Raw genomic sequence first — 19,526 nt, forward strand, 5'->3', positions numbered from 1 at the left:
AGTATTAAAGTTAAAGTACGCCGCGTCGTTGCTGATCACGTTCAATTGATTCAAATAATGCTTTAAAGTTACCTTCACCAAACCCTTCATTATTTTTACGTTGAATGATCTCAATAAAAATAGGACCAAACAGGTTTTTGGTGAAAATCTGCAATAAATAACCATCATCATCACCGTCAACCAGGATCTGGTGATGTTTAATACGGTCATGATCTTCAGTGACTTGGGGTAATTTCTCAAAGATAGTCTCGTAGTACTCAGGAATAATATCCAAAGTTTGAATCGATGAACCTTCCATCGCATCTAAAGAACCTACAATATCACGGCTTCTGAAGGCTAAATGCTGTACACCTGGTCCGTCATATTCACGTAAGTATTCATCGATTTGGTTCTTGTCACTGCCTTTGCCTTCGTTGATCGGAATGCAGAAGCTACCATCAGGAGAACGCAGCGCATAAGAAACAAGCGCTGTTTTTGAGCCTTTAATATCAAAGTAACGTACTTCGGTAAAGCCAAAAATATTTTTGTAGAAGTTTGACCAATGCTCCATCGTCCCTTTGTAGACGTTATTGGTTAGGTGGTCGACTTCAATAAAGCCTTTTTCCTGAGTGATAACTTGCTCATCTAAATCTTCAAAGTCAGTGGCATAAATGTTGTCCGACTCGCCAAAGGTATCGATAAAGTAGATAAGGCTATCACCAATGCCATAAATGGCTGGGTATGGCATATCTTTCAATGCTGCATTAGTCGCAGGCTTGGCGCCACGCGCTACAGCGCCTTCGAAGGCGAGGTTAGCATCTTCAACACGCCAACCCATTGAGCAAATGGCTGGACCATGACTCTTAGCAAATTCAGCAGAAAACCCTTTACGCTCAGTATTAAGTAAAAAATTGATGTCATTTTGCTTATAGTACAAAATATCTTTTGACTTAGATTTCTTCAACAAAGAAAAACCGAAATCGATAAATACCTGATGCATGTAATCTTGATCAGGCGTCGCAAACTCAGTAAATTCAATACCGAGTAGGCCTAGTGGGTTTTTTTCGCTTGCCATTGTTATATCCTTTATCAATTCAGACTAGCCATTACGTTGATGGCCGGTGTGCTTGGTTAATTGCTTAGCTTTCAATCCAAGAACGGTTGTAGTCGATGCTCATGCAGTTCTTTACATGTTCAGTTAATTTGAGTGGGGCGAAAGTATCGACCATCACTGCGTATTCGTAAGTTTCTGTTTTGCCTATTGAGGCTTCTGTGCGACCCGGTTGTGGTCCATGAGGCACCCCTTTTTGATGTAATGTCATGTAGCCCGCTTCAATACCGGTACGGCTCATAAAGTCGCCATCAACGTAATAAAGCACTTCATCACTATCTATATTTGAATGGTAGTAGGGCGCTGGGATCGATTGAGGGTGGAAATCATATGGACGTGGTACAAAGTTACAGATCACAAAGTTATGCGCTGTAAAGACAATATGGTCTGATGGTGGAAGATGGATTTTACCCACTTTCGGCGCATACTCTTGGATATTGAAAGCCCACGGGTATACACAACCGTCCCAACCGACTAAATCAAATGGGTGCCACTCTAGCGAGGTCAGTTGATACTTATCACCGAACTTACAGACTAAAGAGAAATTGCCTTTTTCGACGATCGCTTGTTGTAGCTCAGGGGTGCGGATATCTCGTTCACAGTAAGGCGCCGACTCAAGCATCTGTCCGTATTCGTTGCGAAAATGTTTTGGCACTTCAACCATGGTTGAGGACTCAATAACAAATAGGCGTGCAGCACTATAATCACTGAATTTCAATTGATAGGTGGTACCGCGCGGAATAACTAAGTAATCCCACTTTTTAACCGCTAAAGCGCCATACTCGCTATAAAGCGTTCCTTCACCTTCGTGGATAAACACCACTTCGTCAGCATAGGCATTACGATAAAACTCGTCTGTATCTTCTGTTACCTTAGCGGTGTACATCGCAACGTCATTATTGAAGAATATTTTATTGCGAGCGTTGAAAAAGTTACCTTCACTATCAGCCAGCTTAGTATCAAGCTTATAGTTTTGAATTAAAGAGTCTTGCCAGTCCTTACCATGAGACAGACGGTAAGGCGCAACTTCTAATGCCTTGGTCGGCATATTATGGTGATACTTATTGGAGTAGATATTGGAAAAGCCATGGGTTGAAAACAGCTCTTCACGATAGAGCTCCCCATTGTCTTTTTTAAATGTGATATGACGCTTTGTGGGAATGCTCCCTTGCTTCACATAAAATGGCATGCTCGCTTTCCTTGTAATGTGCACATTGCACTTATCTAGTCGATAACGTGATCTAGGTATCAATTTAGTTGCTAACAACCGCAAAAAAAAGAATAATAATTACTCTATCTCCATCTAAAAAATAGATGGTATGTTTGTGTTTACGCTAGGAGAGCCAAATGCGTATTGATGTAGATGCGTTTAAAGTACTGCAAGTATTAGTCGAAGAAGGCAGTTTTGCTAAGGCTGCAGAGCGATTGCACAAAGCGCAGTCGGCAGTGAGCTATCAAGTCAAAAAGCTAGAGCAACACCTAGGTGTAAATCTTTTTTGTCGCGATCAATACCGTGCAGAATTAACGCCTGAGGGTAAAGTTATCTTGGCTGAAGGCCAAAGGTTACTGCAATACCTAGCAAATATTGAGCATTTAGCCAGCAGATTTAGTGAGGGCTGGGAACCCAAGTTGGAGTTAGTGGTTGATGGTGCATTGCCAATGAAGCCTATTATGCGGGCATTAAAACGAATGGCTGAGCAGCAAATACCTACAAAAGTACAATTGAATATGGAGTTTTTGGGCGGCGTGCAGGAGCGCTTCGAACGGGACAGTGCCGATTTAATGTTGGTTAAAGATTATCGAACGGGTCCCAATTACCGGCCGCAAGCCTTACCTCAAATTACCAGTATTTTGGTTGTTGCCAATAGTCACTCCTTGGCCAGTGAAAAAAATATTAGCTTATTTGAACTGCAACGCCATGTTGAATTAACCATTGAAGATTCTTCTCCGGAGAAACGATACCGCGATGAGCTGCAGTTTGGTGGTGATAAGGTGTTTTATCTTTCGGGCTTCATTATGAAAAAAAATGCCCTGTTGATGGGATTAGGTTTTGGATGGATGCCAGACTTTTTGATAACAGAGGAGCTGGCCAGTGGTCAGTTAGCTGAAGTCGATTTCAATGGTGGTAACCGCTACAGCTTTACGCCGCAATTGGTCTCTACCATGGAGCGACCACTCGGCAAAGCCGGGCGTTTGTTTACCGAGTTGATTATGGAAGAGTTTAATGCCGAAGAACCTCCTGCATTAACTTAATTATTTATTAAGGATGACGTTTTTTTACTTGGGTGTAAGTTAGCTTTAATCATAATGTCGATTCTCTCTTTGATCATACGATTAAGGTTAATCGATGGCTCTGATGGCTATGTTGCCATAAGAGTCTACAGGTGCCGTTATCCTAGCTCTTAAAAATTGAATATCACCTAACCTGTCTTCTGCCATTCTGGCGGCAGAGGTTCTCTTCTTTCTACCTTTTTGCTTTTCATCCTTATCGTGTTTAGCCAACACATAAGCGAGAATAGAGCAGATGTGTTGGCAATAAGTAATAACAGCATCCTGCGGGTGGTAAATGTTATAGCGGGCTTAATGTTATGCTTTATCAAGCTCTAGGGGGCTGTTGATCTTTCGAGCTTAGTTTTTGTTCGACTCTTTCCCGTAAAGAATAATGATTTTAGTAGAAGGCTTGAGCGATGATGCTTAGCTGGCTAAGCGAAAAGCTCGTAACGCATTCTAGTCATAAAAGACTAAAAGTATTGAAACGAACCCGAAGGGCCGCGCTTCTTGGCTATTTTTACGGTGTTGTAGGCAATTTGTGGAGAATGACTAAACGACATAGCCTCCGCCTTGTCAAAATAGCCAATAAACTGCGGCAAAAACAACCGTGAAAGATCAACAGCCCCTAGTATCGTTATCGCAAATTGCGACTGCATTTTGCAATAACCGTTGAAAGTGGACCTGAGTAAGGAGGCCAAAATAAGGTTTCTAGGTACTCTGTGATGCTTTTATCAACCTTAACAGCGTATTGATAAAGCGGTTTTTTTTAATAGCACTGTATTTATTTCTTTTTATAACAGTCGCTTAATTTGACTATCCGTTGTTAAGGTTGTGTTCAGTTACCTTCAATTAGAATTGCCTCATTAAAAGCTGGTATGGCTTATGCAAATCAATGTTTACACATTCTGCATATTTTGTCCTCTATACACCGAGGCAAAAAGACCAGTTCTAAACGGAGGTACAGTATGAACAACTCAACAATACAGAGCCACGCTACTGGTTTATATAATGAGTATGCTAAAGATCTTATGATTGGTAACCATTTTGTGTCAGACAAACGTTTACAAGAATTTGTGGCTGATCTAGCACGTGAAGGATTATTACTCGAAAGCTTTAAATGGGATGAGTGGTATAACAATAGTTATATGGTTGAACGTCCTGAGTATATTGCCGACGCCACGTTATATGAGTGCCAGTTATTGGTCACCGCCATGTCGAGGTTAGATCGATTTAGCCCCGGTGTATTGAGTAATATGCGCCGCCAAGGGGTGCTTAATGCGATTGCAGAACGATTTAAAGCATTATCGTTTGAACCTGTTATGTAACGAGTAGATAGAACATTCATTTGAAAATAAAAAGCCGCATTTAGCGGCTTTTTACTGTCATCACATTTTAAATCGAGTTTAGATTATCTAGTCTGCAAAAGGCACTGGTCTTGGCGTATTCGGTGTTGAAGGTGGCAAGATAGGTAAGACTATTTGTGGTTGCTCACCTGTAAGCGAATTTAAAAACGACACCATTTGCTTGGTTTCTGTCGCTGTTAAAGCTTGACCTAGTTGAATATCTGCCATGGTATTCACGGCGTCAGCAAGGTTCCATACACTGCCGTCATGGAAGTAAGGGTAGGTTAGCTCTATATTCCTTAACGTAGGCACCTTAAAGACAAATTTATCGGCTTCTTTACCCGTAACCCCTTTTCGTCCTTCAGCAGGATTCTTTGTATGGAAAGGTTTTACTAGCCCCATCTTCATGTACATAGTCCCGCCAACGGCTGGTCCGTTATGGCAACTGACACAACCTTTGTCTTTAAAAAGCTGGTAGCCGGCTTTTGCATCGCTATTAATGGCACTTTTATCGCCAAGCAAGTATTGGTCGAAAGGTGCATTAGGTGTTACCAGTGTTTTTTCAAATTCAGCAATGGCATCCGTTATTGCATCAATACTGATATTGTTTGTTTGATACACGCTGGCAAAGCGTGTTTGATACGCTGGCATAGAGCGAATAGTGTCAACCGCGAGTTCATGGCTAAAGCCCATCTCTTTAGGGTTGGCAATCGGACCACCGGCTTGCTCTTGCAGATCTTTAGCTCTGCCATCCCAAAATTGGGCTAAGCCGTATTCGGCATTCAATACTGTAGGTGAGTTTATAGGACCTTGCTGCCAATGATGACCAATAGATGTTGGCAGTGCATCAACGCCGCCAAGTGATAGGTTGTGGCAAGAGTTACATGAGATAAAACCAGATTTAGACAGTCTAGGCTCGAAAAATAGCATTTTACCCAGTTCAACTTTTTCTGGATTAGTGATAACCGCGGCGGGGATTATTTCAATAGGTTCACTTGCTGCAAATGAACTAGCAGAACAGATTGCTGCAATAGCGATAGTGAGCGTGGTCAGTTTTATCATGGTTACCCTATAGACTTACAATTATTGTGGTTATTATTTCTAAGGCCATAATAAATAGTTATCTTTATAGTGGGTAACGCTTTATTTCGATTGAGGCTATCGTTAGTTTGGATTGATTTATTGCGACCTTAGTCGCAGACTATTGAAAATTGCCTTGGTAGGGCTGGCTAGAGTGCTTTACCTTTCGTCCTAGAAATGGTGATGGTTATCACCATTGAATAACATAACGGTTGTTATCGTTTCATCTTACGCAGTAGGATTTTTCTATCGAGCGAGCGAGCAGTGTTACTCATGTGGTTTTGACTCTTCTTTAGCCAACGATGAGCCCAAGGATATTCAATACTCAATACGGCTAAGCCAATAGGTAACAGCAACCAAGCTGGACCAGGAAGAATAATCAGTGCAGCACCTGTTAAGGTCAATATACCACCCACAATGGTGATAAGTGCTCTTTTTAACATCTTTGACTCCAAGGGTGTATGTATCAGCTGCTAAAGATGCATGACGCGTTATGCGCAGGTTCATTCATTTAGCGTTATAGCGTTTAGTATATGCGCATTTAATCTTCAGTTCTTGACCGAACTGTAACAAATCCTTTTCTGTTTGTTTTCGCATCCTCAAGAGCCGCTTTAGCCAAAATTGAGTGTTTATAGCCAATAAGAGATAACATTGTTTTGTACAGTGAGCTTGGTGATATTGGTACCATTGACTAAAATAGGGGGTAATGACAGTGAGTCATCACGAGAGCAGTTAAACTGAAACGGCTTACTAAACGAAAGGCTGCGAAATATACATGTGTTGTTATTTAATGGATTATGTACGCCGAACGATTAATATTGTTCCAGCGCTTAGGCGGCTGATACTGATAGCGGTTTGCTTCTCACCAATGGTGAGTGCGGACACCCTGTACTTAACATCATTGCATTGGCCGCCTTATTCTGGAAGTCAGCTCAAAAATGAGGGTGCGAGTATTGCTATTACGCGAGCCGCTCTTGCTGCGGTAGGCCATAAAGTGGAGGTCGATTTCTATCCATGGAGCCGAGCGGTAAGAATGGCATCAAGAGCGGACTCAAAATACTCTGGATATTTACCAGAATATGCTTATCCAACAGACAAGTTTGTTTTTTCAGACTCGATGGGAAGCAGCCCGCTGGGACTGGTTGAGCAAAAACGGCATCCTATTAGTTGGTCAGAGCAAAGCGACCTTAACCAATACAATATTGGTGTGGTGCAAGGTTATGTTAATACCGAGCAACTCGATAACATGATTGCTCAAGGTGTTCAGCCTGTTGAAGTGGTCGCATCTGACATTCATAACATTAAAAAAGTGGTGTCTGGACGAATTGACGCTGCGGTTATTGATGTTTATGTGCTGCGTTACCTGCTTGTGCAACCCGATATGGAGTCTGTCGCCAGTCGAGTTCAGTTAAATAAACGCACACTGACAAAAAAAGAACTCTATATTGCCTTTAAAAATAATGCAGAGGGGAAGAAGTGGCGAGACTTGTTTAATCGAGGTTTGAAACAAATAGATGTCGATAAAATATTAAAAGACAATATGGTCGATTAAGTTCGTTTAATTAGGCTCGAACGATTTGATATTACCCATCAGATATTGTCATGTAGCTGACCTCATGTTGTCTTAATCTGCTGTTATTGTTACGGCACTATTCATCTCTTTTGCAAGTGGTATGATGCAGATAACGCCACCAGAACTCAATACACTAACAGCCCTGATTGAATCCTTTCCACAATTGCGAGCCAAAATACTAACTGAACTGACATATAAAAATCAGTCTTTCCCTGTCATTTGTGCTGAACTAGGCAGTGAAGTAGCAGACAAGCCTTGTGTGCTGTTTGTTGGAGGTGTACATGGAGTCGAAAGAATTGGTACTCAAGTGATCCTCGCGTTACTCGAAAGCCTATTAGCCAGGCTGGACTGGGATAGTCAGTTACAAATTCTGTTAACAAAAATTAGAATTGCATTTGTGCCTATCGTTAATCCAATAGGCTTGCTAAATGGCACTCGGTGCAATGGTCAGCAAGTGGATTTAATGCGTAACGCGCCAATTGATGCGACAACGAAAGTGACCTTTTTAGTGGGTGGGCAAAGAGTGACTCCGCTATTACCCTGGTATCGAGGTACAAAAGGGGTGGAGCCAGAAACCGCCGCCTTAATCAGCTATGTAGAATTACTGCAATCAAATGCTTCTAGTGTTATTTCACTGGATGCACACTCAGGATTTGGATTATCAGATCATATTTGGTTTCCGTTTGCAGGGTCTCATCAACCGATAAAGAGTTTAGGCCAAATTTATCATTTAAAGCAGCTTTATAAAGCAAGCTTCCCGCACCATAATCATTATCAGTTCTCCCCCCAGAGCCTTATTTATCGTACTCATGGTGATATATGGGATTATTTGGCAATGAAGCAAAATGACACGCCGTTGCTGCCTTTGACATTGGAGATGGGCTCTTGGGCATGGGTAAAGAAAAATCCACGACAGCTATTCAATTTTGCCGGTTTATTTAACCCTCAAAAACAACATCGACATGTAAGAACGTTGCGAAAACACACAGTATTGATGCAGTTTCTAATGGACTTGGCGGCGAGCCGAGTTATAGAGGACATGAGTGGTGAGTTATTGACTCGTCAATACGCTGCTGCAATGCAAGACTGGTATAACTAATGGCAGGCATAAAAGGTATTTAAGGGCGGACTATGCAAAGCTGGGTACTTATTAGGGGCCTGATGCGAGATAAGCGTCATTGGCGAGAATTTGAAGATGATTTAACGGTGCAAATGGCAGCGAATAAAATTGATGTTATCGCGCTCGATACGTTAGGCAATGGGACATTGAGTGATTGCACTAGCCCGTTAACCATAACGGCATATGCTAAGGCATTAGTTAAACAACTAGCAGGCAATGACAACTGTCTTATAGGGCTTTCTATGGGCGCAATGATCGCGCTTGAAATGGCTCGCTTAGCGCCACAAAAAGTAACTAAGGTGGTTGTTATCAACGCAAGTGCGGCTAACCTGTCTCCTTGGTATGCAAGGTTTAATTTAAAAGCCATCGTTATAGCCTATCTAAGGCGAGTCAAACAGGGGCCGGTACATTGGTTAGAGTGCACAGCGCTTAAACTCTCGAGTGAGCGTTATGGTGACAATCAAGCGATGTGTGAGCATTGGAGTGAACTAAGGTTAGATTATCGAAGCAAGATGCATAATGTCGTTAGGCAAATATGGGCCTGTGGTAACTTTCAAAGCCCTGATAATTTACAGCAGCCCATTTTTGTTTTCAATGGTAGCTCTGATAGGTTAGTTAATCCAAGTTGTAGTGTACAACTGGCACTTTATTATAAAACTGAACTGATTGAGTTTGAAGCGGCGGGACATGATATTAGTTTAGATTGTCCAGCTGCGCTAATTGCGCAGCTGGAAAAAGTACTTTTGTCATCGACTTAAGCTTTTGCTACCACGGTTTGACCTATAGGCGTTAAGCTTAAAATGGCGAGCTTTAAATGCTGTATCGCAAACGGAATACCAATAATGGTAACGGCGCATGCAAAAGCGTGGACGATATGACCAATGGCAAGCCAAATACCAAACAGTAAAAACCACACAATATTACCCAGCATGCCAAATGCACCTGTGCCTAAATCCTCCATTCCTGTTAAAGAACGTCGACTGACAGAGTCTTGCCCGAATGGCCAAAATGTCATTTCACCTATAACGAAACACGCTCTTCCGAATGGAATACCAATTATGGTAATAAAACACAGAAGGCCGGCTAACCACCACGCTAGCCCCATTACAAAGCCGCCCAACACAAACCAAGCTATATTAAACACTAAGCGTAAAACTGCCATGAAAGATCCCTCACTATAAAAATGTACTGCCCTGTGGGCACTGCTATATTGTATGAAGCAATTTTCGCGCCATGCTTTAATGGATTGTTTTGTAAGTTGTTTTTGGTTTGTGAATGTTTTCGAATAACGGAATAGACCAAAAGTTAGTAATTTTAGACATCGAAGTCAAAACTGCACTAAGTAAAGCGTTACAATAGACTCTCATTACATTAAGAGAATTCTCTGTGTTTACTCTCACTCCAGTTGATAGTATCGACTTTAATGGTTGCCGTGTTTTTGTAAAAAGAGATGATCTGTTACATAAAGATTTCTCTGGCAACAAGGCTCGTAAATTTGCTTACTTTCTACATAATGACTTCCCAGGCATTACCCGATTAGTCGGTTATGGCTCTCCTGTTGCAAACTCGCTTTATTCGATGTCAGCTTTAGCCAAATTAAAAGGTTGGCAACTTGATTTTTATACTGATCATATTGCAGCACAAGTTTTAGCATCGTCAAAGGGAAATTATGCAGCGGCTATCGCAAATGGCGCAAACGTCATCGATCTGTCTTTGGTTGCTAATAGGAAGGGTAGGGGCTGTAAAGAGTATATCGAGCAAGATGTGTTACCAAATGATAGTCAGGCTTTGTTTGTTCCTGAGGGAGGCCGTTGTCTTTATGCTCGGGAAGGGGTACACCAACTTGCAAAAGAGATTGTCAGCTGGTTAGCGTCTAGTCAGCTAGATGAATTGACTGTTTTTCTACCGTCTGGAACCGGCACTACTGCGGTATTCTTAAATGAATATTTTGTACTTAATAATAACAACATAAAAGTAATGACATGCGCTTGTGTAGGAGATGAAGACTACCTTAATCAGCAGTTTTCTGAGCTAATCAATGACACTTCATTTCACCCAGAGATCATAAGCACAGCTAAAAAATATCATTTCGGAAAGCTATATAAAACCTTTTATGACATTTGGCGTAAAGTGGGTGAGCAGGGGATTGAATTTGAATTACTGTATGATCCTAAGGGGTGGATGTGTGTCGAGCAGTATTTAACTGTTCATCCTAACGCAGATATTCTCTATATTCATCAAGGGGGTTTATTAGGAAATGTGACAATGTTGCCACGTTATCAACGTAAATATGCGGCAGTGTAATGAGTGTATCGTGAGTGGGGTGTTTCCACTTGGTTAGGCTACTTACCTGAGCAGAGGTAAAGCCTAAACCAAATGAAGTTGACCAAATAGCTGAATATGTTTCAGTCCTACTCGTTTGTCTATGAAGACAAACTATCGATACGAGTGAGAGGAAGTGTATCGAAAAGTCATTTTTTACTTAATTGAAAATTACTTACTTGAAGACAATAACCAATTCATAAATTTAAGCGCTTCAGTGCGCTTTGAAAAAGTCTGTCTGTTTTTGCCTTGACTGTCTGTGAAGGCGATTGAAGATTTGTTGACTGAAATTGAATCTACTGGAAAGTTGACTGTAATTTCGTGTCCATTTACTAGGTATGACATATGGTCACACTCCTTTTATTAAAGCTACCAAGTTGGTAGTGATTTATAACAATAAGATATCCTTAGCATTTTTGCGAAAGATGAATTTAAGTTCAATTCGAGAGTACTCATCTTTTTATGCTTATACAAGTGGCTTGTAGTCAGTTTTGTTAACGAATGTGTTGTTTATGTCGCAAAAACAAAACTAATCTCAAGCTGAACAAAGTAAAACATAAAGATATGACAGTAAAATGACTGTCTATTAAGATGATTGAACCAGTTGTGATAACGCTTATGTGGGGATCAAACGACGAATCGTGGATGTTTACAGAAGGCGGTGAAAGTATATCAAAAAAGGGTATATCTCTAAAAACTGACTGGATTATATCGAGTAAATGAATCTTGTCAACAATTAAAATTAAAACGCTTGTGTTTAAGATAGTTTATTATTAAGTGTTAACAATACGTTAATCAGTGCTAAGTTTAATCATATTTTGTCGATATTATTAACTATCGGTGTATTTAAATGGAGTCTATCGATGACAAGGATTATTTTCTCTCTACTGCTCGTCATGCTAATGGGCAATATATCCGTGGCATATGGCGCTACAGGGCTAGTGAGCGCTGTTAAACAGAGTGCAGAGCCTACTGAAGAAGTGCAACCGACGAGCGTTAAAGCCAGTACTTATGACTATAAAGACAGCTTATTTAGAGATACACCTCGAGGCACCATTGAAGGTTTTTTTGAAGCAACATTTGAACAGAACTTCGAAAAGGCCTCCAAATACTTAGATTTACGTTATTTGCCAGAAGGCATGTCAAAAGAGCTTGGGCCAGAATACGCAAAGCAACTAGTGGCAATTATAGAGCGTAATCTTTGGGTTAATCTAGAAGAGATCAGTGATTTACCAAGTGGTACTAGCGATGACCAACTGCCAAATTACCGAGATGCTTTTGGCCGAGTTGAAGTTAAAGGTAATGAGATAACACTTTTACTGCAAAAAGTACCTGATAAACAGCTAGGTAAAATCTGGAAGATATCGAATGCGACGGTGGCTAAAGTGCCGATGCTTTATAGCGAACTTGGTTATGGGCCTGTCGTTGAGTGGTACGTACAAAATATTCCACCAGGCCACCTATTTAAACTTAACTTATGGGAATGGGCGCTGCTGATAAGTTATCTCGTCTTGGCATTGTTTGTGGTAATTCCGTTAACTTGGTTTGCAAAAAAACTTATTTTACGTAGCAAATATCAGTATAAAGATGATGTTGCGCACCTTGTCGTTGGTCCTTCACGCCTTTTGCTTGCGCTATTATTGGACCGTGCATGGATGGCGAATACCACGCTTTCAGCCAATGTAATGGAAGTCGTTAATACGGGGTTTTTACTTGTTATCGCCGTTATTTGGTTTATCTGGAACTTAGCAGATGTACTGCAAAACAGTTTGCGCTTACGTTGGATTAGTCAGGGTAAAAGCCAAACCGCTTCTTTACTGCGGCCATTAGCAAACTTTCTTCGAGTGATTTTAGTTGCGCTGACTATTTTGATCTGGTTAGAACATCTTGGTTTTGATGCTTCCACAATTCTTGCCGGTCTTGGTATTGGTGGTGTTGCGATCGCATTAGCCTCTAAGCAATCTATTGAGAACTTTATTGGTACCATCACCCTATACTCATCAGCACCGATAAGGGTTGGGGATGTTGGTCGATTTGGGACGATTACGGGAACCGTAGAAGAGATTGGTCTACGTTGCACTCGCATTAGGACTATTGATAGAACGGTGATAAATGTACCAAACGCACGTTTATCTGAAATGGATATTGAAAACATTTCTGAGCGGGAGAAAATCCGTTTAAAGACTGATATCCGCTTGGATTATAAAACCACGACAGCGCAGTTACATGGCATCATCGAAGATATACGTGCACTCCTCATAGAGCACGAAAAAGTAGATGAGACACCGTTAAGAGTGACATTCAAAGGTTTTGGCTTACACGGCCTGCAACTCAATGTGTTTGCTTACATTGGTACTACCGACTTTGCTGAATTTCAGCTGGTCTCTGAAGATCTGCATTTTAGTATTATGAATACAGTGGTAAAACATGGCACTAGAATTGTGCCAGTAGTGCCTATTGCAGCAGAATAGAGCAATAGGGTTAGAATAAAAAAAGGCCGCTAATCAGCGGCCTTTTTTAGGGCTATACTATTTTAATAAATCAGTTCACCAATAGGATTTAGCAGTTTGCTGATCCCTTTGGTAAATCGCAAAGGGGCATCGACTACCGTGTAACAAAGGCATCCATCTTCAGTTTTAGGCGTATGCTGGTGGTCGCTATCGAGTAAAATAAAATCCCCTGGGCCATAACGATTAAATTCATCCTCAAAATGGCCTGCAAGTAACAGCGTTAATTCGGTTCCCTGATGAGTGTGTTCAGGTATTTCTCCACCAGCGTCGATATGCAGTAAGCTCGCGCGTGCGTCACCACTGTCAGTTTCAAGCCGCATTCGACTAATTTTACCTAAGCCATTCCAAGTCTCACGAACCTGCTGCCTGAAAGCTTTAGGTAATTGATATTCGTGACCTTTCACTGTGACGATGGCACTCTGTGATAGTCTTTCACTGGTGGACGATGGGGTTAAAAGCATAATGCTATTTAACATATCATCAAGGTCAATGCTGGTTTCGAGTTCATCAGCCGCGGCATCTTCTTCAATTAATGCAATATGTGCATGCTGCTGAGTCATAGTGGTCAGTTTTTCTTGGCATATTGAGCAAAGTTCACAATGAGCAGATAACGCGGTTGTCATTGCTAGACTGAGGCTGCCCTTAGCATGTTCAAGCAACATGTCGTCATTTGGATGGTAATTAATCATGGTGTTTCTCCAAAATGCTTCTAAGTTTGACCAAACCCAATCTTAATCTCGATTTAACGGTGCCTAGAGGAACATTAAGTTTACTGGCGAGTTCCTGCTGGCTTAGTTCTTGTAAGTAAATCCCCCTGACAATTTGCTGTTGTAGTGGTGGTAGCTCATCGACATGCTTCATTAACTTGTTGGTTAGCATGTGATCTTCTGGTTCGACATGTTCAGCGGTTTCAAAAATAGGCCAAATATCATCACTGACCGTATCTTCTCTGTTGTGCTGAACTTTGCGCAGCATATCAAAACAGCGATTGCGCATAATGGTGAATATCCAAGTCGTTACTGCGCCTTTGTCAGCGTCAAATAGATGCGCCTTAGTCCACACCGCTGTCATTGTTTCTTGCACTAGATCCATCGCTAAGCCTTGGGTGGATAATCGTTGGTGACCAAAGGCTAAAATTTTGGGCGCGAAATAGCTAAACAGCATCGCGTAGTCGGACCTGCTGCGGCTGTTAGCAACACTAATAAGCTTTTCTTTTAGTTGTTCAGTTGTTATATCGGAATTTTTCTCTTCCATATAGGGCTTATTGTAGAGGACATAACCCTTAGCATAACGACTTTGCGAACGTTGTGATTGAATATTTTGCATTATTCTCACTCTGTGTTGTAACGCCGCCGATACTTTCAGTATCAGCTCCTTAACGTTATTACGCAGCTAGTGGCAGAATGGATCAAGCTGTTGGTCACTTTTTGCCGATAGGAGATGAGGTACTTTTAATGAGAGGTAGGCCTTAACGTTAGCCTTAGCTTAGTGATTTTATACTTCATATCGTTATAATCGTCGTTCTTATAGTACTTTAGGTGTGAATCCGTATGACGCAAATGCTCGCAAGTGTTGATCAACGTACAAAGCTTGTTGGTGAAAACCGATTAGAACTTTTGTTGTTCAGAATTAGTGTGACGCAATTATTCGCCATTAACGTATTCAAAGTGAAAGAAGTGGTAAAAGTGCCACCTTTAAGTACCTTGCCTGGGAGTCACCCCAGTATCATTGGTATCGCTAACCTACGTGGATTAGCAATACCAGTGATTGATCTTCGTAAGGCCATCGGCTTTAGACCTTCTGTTGTGCATGAGAACAGTAACCTTATTATTACCGAGTACAATCGTTCAGTGCAGGGATTCTTAGTCGACAAGGTTGAGCACATTGTCAATCTTACTTGGAGCGATATTTTACCGCCGCCCAAAACAGTAGGACGGAATAATTATCTGACGGCAATAACGCGGGTTGAATATCAAGATAAACAAGAATTGGTGTCAATTATTGATGTTGAAAAAGTACTGGCTGAAATTATTCATTACGACATTAAGCTATCTGACGGTGTATTAGATCAACAATTACTGCCATTAATGCAGGGAAGAAGGGTACTCATCGCAGATGACTCGGCCACCGCAAGGCGTCAAGTAAGAGAGACATTAGAACAATTAGGCTTAGAGGTGATTGAAGTCTCAGACGGCTTGATGGCATTAAATCAATTAACCCAATGGTGCGATGATGGTATCGATGTAACTGAGCATATCATCATGTTGATCACCGATGCAGAAATGCCCGAAATGGATGGCTATAAGCTGACCCACGAGATCCGTAACGACAAGCGTATGAGTAATCTTTATATCACCTTGAATACGTCACTGAGTGGTAGTTTTAATAATGCGATGGTTGAAAAGGTGGGTTGTGATCGTTTTATCTCGAAATTTCAGCCGGATCTGCTCGTCGAAGTTGTTCAAGATAAATTGCGCCAATCAGAATTGATTAAGGCGCAGTAGAGCCAGTCAATAATTTAGTCTTCTTGTTCTTGCTTTAAGTCACTAATGATCTGTCGCTTGAGTTCTGGAGCGGCAGCAATATTGATCTGTGCGACTCGAATAGCAAAACCAAACCGTTGTTTGCCAACAATGCTAATGATGTCTTCTAAAAAACGCTTATCGAGCACAAACTGTTTAGCGTAGAATTTAATTGCTTGAGTCACTGAACTGTAATTGACGCCATCAAAATTAAAGTCAGCGTTATAACCGTAGTCATCAATGGTGACACCAGTAAGGCTCAATGGCCAAGCTGGATAATTAACTCTATCTCTGGCTATCTCATACATCATCCAAGCACTTTTTTTAAATCCGCCAAAGACTTTATCTTCAAACTCTGATTCTTCGAGCTCTTGTTTTGTCCAATTGATGCCAATGGCGAGATGCTTTTCATAAATTCTCATCAGCTCATCTTTGACCGCCATTTTACAATCCCAGATAGAGGTCAGCTTATGCTGGTTAGCAATTTTACAGCACTCTTTACACGCGGGAACCATAAGAGATGGGTGCGGTGTGTAGTGCTCTTTGATATAACTCAATTGCATGGAACTGGGTTCGCCACAAAACCAACATTGGTGTCTGCAGTCAAATGGGATGTCGATTAAAGGGGCTAATTCAAACACAATGGCTCACTTAATAGCATTGATAAAAATCGGGTTTCACTTAAAAATAAAGCGCACAATCACAGATGATTGGCGCTTACTTTTAATGTCTTATTCGCTTTGGAGAAAAATTTACTCTTCTTCAACATTAACGAGTGAAGTGGCTAGCACAATGGGATCGATTTCAAGGCAGTCTTGTTCTGCTACCCAATCAACACCGACCAGCACACCATCGTCATTTAGATCTGCAACCCAAAAGTCTAAAAATTCATTAAGTGTAATGGCAACCGCGTTATAGCCATGCCATTCGTCAGTGCAATGGCTTTTAGCTTGCGCTTCTTCCGACCATAGAGGCATCACATCAGTCGCTTCGAATTCAGATGAATCACATACGACCCAACCTTCACCTGTTTCATCTTGCAGGCCCCAAACCACTTGGTGTTGCTTTACGTTATTAATAAAGCTTTCTAATGCTGGAGTGATCTCAGTCATGATTAATCTCTTTTGGTTATTGGAAGATATCGATTATATCCACTCACAATAGTCTGCAACTGCATGTTACTTTTAGCAAGTTATTTAATGGTTTTCTACGACGTTTTTAGCGTGATAAGCTCAGGTGTTTATGGGCTAGCGTGCGGAAATTGAGCGGTTAAGCAAATGAGTGAAGATAACTGCAATAACGACATTGATTTAGTCTATATTAATGCTGCAGGATGTTGTTTTTCGAGTAAATCAGCTTACAGGTCCAAATAGAGTGTTTAATGAATTAAAGATCATCATTTAACTCACCGGTTTAAGGTAAGCTTCATCTCTACACGTCAAAGTAACACGTTAGTGTCATTAAATTTTTTTTGGGAGTCTTCTATTGTTTAAATCAATCCCCCTGGCAGCAACGCTTATATTAACAAGTTCCACCGCTATCGCTTCTGTGGCTTCTCCCGACTGGGGAACTTGTGTGGCCAATCTTCAGCAAACGGCTAAATCTCAAGGTTTGTCGCAACATACCATCGATACCACACTCGCGAATGTAAAGTATGTGGCTAGAGTGATGGAACTGGATAATAAACAGCCTGAATTTAGTTCCTCGTTTGAAAATTACTTCACTAAGCGGGTTACTGATTGGCGAGTTCAACAAGGGCGAAAACTCTATAAAGAGCACAAAGCACTGCTGCAAGACTTAGCCAAAGAATACGGCGTTCCCCCGCAGTACTTATTAGCATTTTGGGGGCTTGAAACTAATTTTGGTTCATATAAAGGTAAGATGTCGGTGCTGAACTCTTTGGCAACATTGGCATGTGATCCTCGTCGAAGCCAATACTTTACTACTGAGTTGATGCAAGCATTAAAGCTAAAAGAGCAGTATGGCTTTGATGAAAAACAAATGGTGGGGTCCTGGGCTGGTGCCATGGGACACACACAGTTCATGCCGTCAGCTTATGCCAAATATGCGGTTGATGGTGATGGTGATGGCAAAGTCGATCTCTGGAACAGTACGGAAGATGCGCTTTCATCAGCAGCCAATTTTTTGCAAAACTTAGGCTGGAAAAGAGAGGAGCGTTGGGGGCGTGAAGTAACACTGCCTGCGGATTTCAGCTACGCATACCTTGGACGTTCTGAAGCGCAGCCACTGACTAAGTGGGCAGAACTTGGCTTGAGACAAACCAATGGAAGCGCGCTTAGCACACCGGATATGCAAGCGGCGTTATATTTGCCATCAGGGCATACCGGGCCGGCTTTTTTAGGTTATGACAACTTCAATGTGATAATGAAATGGAACCGTTCTACGTTCTACGCCATTGCCGTTGGCCATCTTGCTGACAGAATAAACGGCGCGGCAGGTCTTAACGTTAACCCGCCTAAAATGCCTAATTTAAGCCGAGCAAGGGTAAAAGAGTTACAGACTCAACTTAATGTTCTCGGTTTTGATGTGGGTAAACCTGATGGGATTTTGGGTTCTAAGTCATTAAAGGGCTTGCAAGCATTCCAAAAAGACAAGGGTTTAGTTGCTGACGGCTATCCGAGCGAAGCGACGTTTAAGGCCCTTGCCGTAAAGTAATCATTAGCGGTTATTAGGCATATCGTTTTCCTACAATGAAGATGCAATCAAAAAGATTGCATCTTTTTTGTTGATCAATTAGATTGAATTCCATCAATAAAGTTATCGACTGGAATGGCTTATATCAATGGACAATCTCTCCCACGCACAACGTCAACGTTTAGCATTTATCGATTTCAGCCTACAGTATTTTGGTCAAGTATCCCGTCACGATTTAATTAATAAGTTTGCCACTGGACTTGCCGCAGCCACACGTGATTTTCAAAGTTATAAAACATTGGCGCCGACCAATATGCGCTTGGTACATCAAACGAAGTGCTATCACCGTTTACCCGAGTTTACCGCGCTATTTACCCACGAGCCCGAAGCTATACTGCATGGGCTGGCTAAGGGCTTTGGCGATGGTTTATCACACCCCATAAAGCCGAGCGCAGTGTGTATTGACGCGATACAGCTTATTCACCCAAATACAGAGATCATTGCGGCGCTAATGCGAGCCATTCAAGCTAAACAGGCACTTGCTATTGAATACGTGTCGGTATCATCGGGCAAGAAACAACGAGAAATAGTGCCCCATGCATTGGTTAATAACGGCCAGCGTTGGCATGTGCGCGCTTTTGACAGAGCAAACCAGGTGTTTACTGATTTTGTTGTGACGCGAATTAAGGCAGCTTCGATGTCAGATGTAAGTGCTAAATCTTTGGAGACTTGCGCAAATGACCAATATTGGCAGCAAGAAGTGCAGCTAACGCTCATTCCTCACCCCTCTTTAGCTCACCCTGAGGCAATAGAGCTGGACTATCAAATGGTCGACAAACATCTCACCTTAAATTGTCGGGCATCGTTAGCGGGTTACCTGCTTCGGCAATGGAGCGTTGATTGCTCTGCAAAGCATCAGATTGGTTCAGGAGTATGCCAATTAGCATTGGCCAACCATGAGGTGCTGCAGCAGATAGAACATTTGACCATAGTACCTGGCGCCAAATCGTAACAAGAGATAACACTAGTGGCTTTGAAAG

Annotated in this window: 20 protein-coding genes; 10 read left to right on the forward strand and 10 right to left on the reverse strand. The window is 41.7% G+C overall.

Annotated elements, in window-relative coordinates:
• Positions 1–10: 10 nt before the first annotated feature.
• Positions 11–1,054 carry a 4-hydroxyphenylpyruvate dioxygenase gene (gene hppD, locus L2729_RS08800; protein WP_248987941.1) on the reverse strand — a complete coding sequence of 348 codons (1,044 nt, stop codon included), beginning with the start codon at positions 1,052–1,054 and terminating at the stop codon, positions 11–13.
• Between the two features lie 64 nt (positions 1,055–1,118).
• Complete coding sequence (locus L2729_RS08805) at positions 1,119–2,279, reverse strand: homogentisate 1,2-dioxygenase (protein ID WP_248987942.1); 1,161 nt, start codon at positions 2,277–2,279, stop codon at positions 1,119–1,121.
• Between the two features lie 158 nt (positions 2,280–2,437).
• Here L2729_RS08805 and L2729_RS08810 point away from each other — a divergent pair, with 158 nt between their 5' ends.
• On the forward strand, positions 2,438–3,343 hold the full coding sequence (locus tag L2729_RS08810; protein WP_248987943.1) for a LysR family transcriptional regulator: 906 nt from the start codon (positions 2,438–2,440) through the stop codon (positions 3,341–3,343).
• 488 nt (positions 3,344–3,831) lie between these two features.
• Here L2729_RS08810 and L2729_RS08815 read toward each other — a convergent pair whose 3' ends face one another.
• The gene (locus L2729_RS08815) at positions 3,832–4,017 is read right to left on the reverse strand and encodes a hypothetical protein (RefSeq protein ID WP_248987944.1); all 186 of its coding nucleotides are present in this window, start codon (positions 4,015–4,017) and stop codon (positions 3,832–3,834) included.
• A gap of 309 nt (positions 4,018–4,326) precedes the next feature.
• Here L2729_RS08815 and L2729_RS08820 point away from each other — a divergent pair, with 309 nt between their 5' ends.
• Positions 4,327–4,686, forward strand: a complete 360-nt coding sequence (locus L2729_RS08820) for a DUF6508 domain-containing protein (RefSeq protein ID WP_248987945.1) — start codon at positions 4,327–4,329, stop codon at positions 4,684–4,686.
• An 87-nt stretch (positions 4,687–4,773) separates the two neighbouring features.
• On the opposite strand, the gene L2729_RS08825 is transcribed toward L2729_RS08820, so the two are convergent.
• Together L2729_RS08825 and L2729_RS08830 are read right to left on the reverse strand one after the other, a co-directional pair.
• Positions 4,774–5,766 (reverse strand): cytochrome-c peroxidase, encoded by a 993-nt coding sequence (locus L2729_RS08825; protein ID WP_248987946.1) that lies wholly within the window; start codon positions 5,764–5,766, stop codon positions 4,774–4,776.
• Between the two features lie 233 nt (positions 5,767–5,999).
• Positions 6,000–6,227 carry a PGPGW domain-containing protein gene (locus tag L2729_RS08830; RefSeq protein ID WP_248987947.1) on the reverse strand — a complete coding sequence of 76 codons (228 nt, stop codon included), beginning with the start codon at positions 6,225–6,227 and terminating at the stop codon, positions 6,000–6,002.
• Between the two features lie 347 nt (positions 6,228–6,574).
• Between L2729_RS08830 and L2729_RS08835 the strand changes: the two genes are divergently transcribed.
• The 3 genes from L2729_RS08835 to L2729_RS08845 all read left to right on the forward strand — a co-directional run bounded on the left by L2729_RS08835 (position 6,575) and on the right by L2729_RS08845 (position 9,235).
• A complete protein-coding gene (locus tag L2729_RS08835) occupies positions 6,575–7,336 on the forward strand; it encodes a substrate-binding periplasmic protein (protein WP_248987948.1) in 762 nt (253 codons plus the stop codon).
• A gap of 124 nt (positions 7,337–7,460) precedes the next feature.
• Positions 7,461–8,456, forward strand: coding sequence for a M14 family zinc carboxypeptidase (locus L2729_RS08840; protein WP_248988053.1), 996 nt, complete (start codon positions 7,461–7,463; stop codon positions 8,454–8,456).
• 32 nt (positions 8,457–8,488) lie between these two features.
• Positions 8,489–9,235 (forward strand): alpha/beta fold hydrolase, encoded by a 747-nt coding sequence (locus L2729_RS08845; protein WP_248987949.1) that lies wholly within the window; start codon positions 8,489–8,491, stop codon positions 9,233–9,235.
• Here the strand turns inward: L2729_RS08845 and L2729_RS08850 are convergent.
• Positions 9,232–9,639 (reverse strand): YccF domain-containing protein, encoded by a 408-nt coding sequence (locus L2729_RS08850; RefSeq protein WP_248987950.1) that lies wholly within the window; start codon positions 9,637–9,639, stop codon positions 9,232–9,234. The two genes, L2729_RS08845 and L2729_RS08850, sit on opposite strands and share 4 nt — an antisense overlap.
• Before the next feature lie 224 nt (positions 9,640–9,863).
• On the opposite strand from L2729_RS08850, the gene L2729_RS08855 reads away from it, so the two are divergent.
• Both L2729_RS08855 and L2729_RS08860 read left to right on the forward strand, forming a co-directional pair.
• Complete coding sequence (locus L2729_RS08855; protein WP_248987951.1) at positions 9,864–10,781, forward strand: 1-aminocyclopropane-1-carboxylate deaminase/D-cysteine desulfhydrase; 918 nt, start codon at positions 9,864–9,866, stop codon at positions 10,779–10,781.
• 881 nt (positions 10,782–11,662) lie between these two features.
• Entirely contained in the window at positions 11,663–13,270 is a 1,608-nt protein-coding gene (locus tag L2729_RS08860; protein ID WP_248987952.1) for a mechanosensitive ion channel family protein, read from the forward strand.
• Positions 13,271–13,332: 62 nt separating this feature from the next.
• Here the strand turns inward: L2729_RS08860 and L2729_RS08865 are convergent, their stop codons facing one another.
• Together L2729_RS08865 and L2729_RS08870 are read right to left on the reverse strand one after the other, a co-directional pair.
• The gene (locus L2729_RS08865) at positions 13,333–13,998 is read right to left on the reverse strand and encodes a ChrR family anti-sigma-E factor (RefSeq protein ID WP_248987953.1); all 666 of its coding nucleotides are present in this window, start codon (positions 13,996–13,998) and stop codon (positions 13,333–13,335) included.
• Positions 13,991–14,635: a sigma-70 family RNA polymerase sigma factor gene (locus L2729_RS08870; protein WP_248987954.1), complete on the reverse strand. Its 645-nt coding sequence runs from the start codon at positions 14,633–14,635 to the stop codon at positions 13,991–13,993. Before L2729_RS08870 ends, L2729_RS08865 begins: the two co-directional genes overlap by 8 nt.
• 224 nt (positions 14,636–14,859) lie before the next feature.
• Between L2729_RS08870 and L2729_RS08875 the strand changes: the two genes are divergently transcribed.
• A complete protein-coding gene (locus L2729_RS08875) occupies positions 14,860–15,813 on the forward strand; it encodes a chemotaxis protein CheV (protein ID WP_248987955.1) in 954 nt (317 codons plus the stop codon).
• Between the two features lie 14 nt (positions 15,814–15,827).
• On the opposite strand, the gene L2729_RS08880 is transcribed toward L2729_RS08875, so the two are convergent.
• Positions 15,828–16,394, reverse strand: coding sequence for a hypothetical protein (locus tag L2729_RS08880; RefSeq protein ID WP_248987956.1), 567 nt, complete (start codon positions 16,392–16,394; stop codon positions 15,828–15,830).
• A gap of 189 nt (positions 16,395–16,583) precedes the next feature.
• Positions 16,584–16,943 (reverse strand): DUF2750 domain-containing protein, encoded by a 360-nt coding sequence (locus tag L2729_RS08885; RefSeq protein WP_248987957.1) that lies wholly within the window; start codon positions 16,941–16,943, stop codon positions 16,584–16,586.
• 373 nt (positions 16,944–17,316) lie between these two features.
• On the opposite strand from L2729_RS08885, the gene L2729_RS08890 reads away from it, so the two are divergent.
• On the forward strand, positions 17,317–18,507 hold the full coding sequence (locus L2729_RS08890; protein ID WP_428848234.1) for a lytic murein transglycosylase: 1,191 nt from the start codon (positions 17,317–17,319) through the stop codon (positions 18,505–18,507).
• 127 nt (positions 18,508–18,634) lie between these two features.
• A complete protein-coding gene (locus tag L2729_RS08895) occupies positions 18,635–19,498 on the forward strand; it encodes a WYL domain-containing protein (protein ID WP_248987958.1) in 864 nt (287 codons plus the stop codon).
• The last annotated feature ends 28 nt before the right edge of the window (positions 19,499–19,526 follow it).

It is taken from the genome of Shewanella gelidimarina (genome assembly GCF_023283945.1).
GTDB classification, from domain to species: Bacteria; Pseudomonadota; Gammaproteobacteria; order Enterobacterales; family Shewanellaceae; genus Shewanella; species Shewanella gelidimarina.